The organism is Endozoicomonas sp. ONNA2 (genome assembly GCF_024606365.1).
Taxonomy (GTDB): Bacteria; Pseudomonadota; Gammaproteobacteria; order Pseudomonadales; family Endozoicomonadaceae; genus Endozoicomonas.
The window spans coordinates 1-2,430 of sequence record NZ_JAHHPO010000820.1; the positions used below are offsets into that span (position 1 = coordinate 1).

A 2,430-nucleotide genomic window follows, 5' to 3' on the forward strand; every position below is an offset into this window, starting at 1 on the left:
TCCTTGATGTAATGCAACTCAAGCAGCAGTGCCATAATGGCTTCTTTACCTTTTCGAACCAGAGTGCGTTCATTGGTCAGGAAAAAGTTTTTCACTAACTGCTGGGTAATGGTACTACCGCCCTGAACAACCCCTCCGGCTTTAAGATTGGCCACCATGGCCCGGGCAATAGCGGTGGGTGAGATACCACCATGGTCATAATAGTCCCGGTCCTCAATGGCCAGCAGGGCAGGAAGGAGGTAACGGGGAGCCTGGGCAGTCCGAATAAGTAAACGGTCTTCATAACTGGCCGGATAAATACCACCAATGGGCTGGGGGTCTAGCCTTAGCAGTGGCAGGTTTTTACCATTGCGGTCAACAAGGCGAACCACCTCACTGCCTTGCAAATAGGCCTGCACATAGCGTGATGGCTCAGCACCGTCGGGAAAGTGAAATCCCCGGCTGTAAATAACGAACTGGCTGCCATTGCGGGCAAAAGTGCCTGGTCGGCGCACATCGCGAACCGCCTGATAGCCCTGACGCCTGAGCTGGGACTGGAGATCACCGGGGGTTATCCGCTTGCCAGAATACAATTCAACAGGACGTGCAAATACCTTGGCAGGTATCGCCCACTTTTTTCCTTCAAACTGCCGGGTGACAACAGCATCCAGATAAATAGCATAAGCACTGACCAGAACCACCAGGGTCAGCCCCAGCTTGAGCAAAATGGATTTGAACGGTACCGGTTTGCCCTGTTTTTGCCTGGAGGGTGATTGAGTCTTTTTGCCAGGCCTGCCTTTTTTAGTCGTCGATTTCTTTACCATGCAGTTGTTGCTGGAAAGTCCCAACAAGATTTCAAAATAGAATTCCTTCGGTAATAACTGATAACACTAGCAAGAGGACTTCAAAGTTCTGAGCTATTCTAAGAAAAATAACTTCTGACTTTCAATAATCATGCTGTCTCTGGTACGGACGCTAGAGTTGAGTTAAGGATCCAGTACATGGCAACTGATCTGATCGAATTAAAAAACCTTGGCAAGACATCCGTACAATGGTTAAACGCTGTAGGCATCAGAACTCTTGAACAACTCCATGACATAGGCTCTGTTGCAGCCTACTGTAAAGTTCGTGATCGTGGTTTTAAAGTTTCAAAGGTATTGCTCTACGCCCTTGAGGGAGCCCTGATTGGCACGCACTGGAATGACCTGGACCCGGATTACAAGGCCCGCCTGTTAGAGGCAGTAAAGGACAGTCCGCCACCACCCTGATACTCTCTCAAAAAACTCGACACCATTTATTATTATGCCCGACTGCAGACAGGACACTCCGGATCTGCCTGCAGCAACATTGTCTGCCACTCCATGGTCATCGCGTCAAAAATCATCAAACGACCATGCAACGTATTGCCAGCTCCAGTGATCAGCTTGATGGTTTCCAGCGCCTGCATTGTGCCTATCATTCCGACCACTGGCCCCAGAACTCCCGATTCAGAACAGCTGAGATTTTCATTACTCTGCTCATCGTATAGACACCGATAGCAAGGCGCATCAGGCTGACGACGATCATAAACTGTCAGCTGGCCATCAAGCCTGATGGCTGCACCGCTGACCAGAGGTACAGAAGACCTGACACAGGCAACATTGATGGCGAACCGGCTGGTAAAGTTATCGGTACAATCCAAAACCACCGTCGCTTTTCTTACCTGCTCTGACAGGTCTTCACCGGCCAGGCATCCATGGACAGTCTCAATCTGAATACTGTCATTGACTGCCGATAGCCGGGCCTGTGCAGCGGATACTTTTGCTGCCCCCTGATCCTTTGCACAATAAAGTAACTGCCTGTGAAGATTGGTGATATCAACTGTATCCGGGTCAACCAGCACCATGTGACCAACCCCTGCTGCGGCCAGATACTGGGCTGCCAGAGAGCCCAGCCCACCCAGGCCAAGAATTAAAACCCTTGATGACAGCAACCGTTCCTGCCCTTCGATATCAATTTGGGGAAGCATAATTTGCCGACTATAACGGAGTAACTGCTCATCATTCATGGAAGGTAGCTGTCCATAATAAAAAAATGGCTTGAAAGATAAGCTGCCGGTCACCATCAGGAAGTTTGGAACTCAAGAGAAGTACAAGAAGAGCTGCAATCCGATAACACACCCACTGCTGACTGTTTTGCAGCAGGTGGTTGGCAGCGGGAAATAATTGAAGACGTCAGCCCGGAATCTATCAAGATTCTGACTCAATAAACTCACTGTAGGCTTCTGCATCCATCAGATCATCGAGTTCACCCTCATCATCAAGCTTCATCTTGAAGAACCAGCCATCATTATAAGGGTCACTGTTGACGGTTTCCGGAGCGTCTTCCAGAATGCCATTAACTTCAATAACCTCACCAGTCAATGGCACATAAATCTCTGAAGCGGCTTTGACAGATTCCACAGCGCCGGCC

The 2,430-nt window shown here is 49.3% G+C and carries 4 protein-coding genes; 1 reads left to right on the forward strand and 3 read right to left on the reverse strand.

Going from position 1 to position 2,430, the window contains the following annotated elements; all coding sequences use genetic code 11:
• A partial coding sequence (locus KDK14_RS14550) for a transglycosylase domain-containing protein (protein WP_257265895.1) occupies positions 1-803 on the reverse strand: 803 nt, incomplete at its 3' end.
• A gap of 177 nt (positions 804-980) precedes the next feature.
• On the opposite strand from KDK14_RS14550, the gene KDK14_RS14555 reads away from it, so the two are divergent.
• Positions 981-1,247 carry a TfoX/Sxy family protein gene (locus KDK14_RS14555; protein ID WP_257265896.1) on the forward strand — a complete coding sequence of 89 codons (267 nt, stop codon included), beginning with the start codon at positions 981-983 and terminating at the stop codon, positions 1,245-1,247.
• Positions 1,248-1,279: 32 nt separating this feature from the next.
• Here the strand turns inward: KDK14_RS14555 and KDK14_RS14560 are convergent, their stop codons facing one another.
• Together KDK14_RS14560 and KDK14_RS14565 are read right to left on the reverse strand one after the other, a co-directional pair.
• Positions 1,280-2,026 carry a molybdopterin-synthase adenylyltransferase MoeB gene (locus KDK14_RS14560; protein ID WP_257265897.1) on the reverse strand — a complete coding sequence of 249 codons (747 nt, stop codon included), beginning with the start codon at positions 2,024-2,026 and terminating at the stop codon, positions 1,280-1,282.
• A gap of 181 nt (positions 2,027-2,207) precedes the next feature.
• Positions 2,208-2,430: glycine cleavage system protein H (locus KDK14_RS14565; RefSeq protein WP_373691088.1), on the reverse strand; the 223-nt coding region annotated here is incomplete at its 5' end.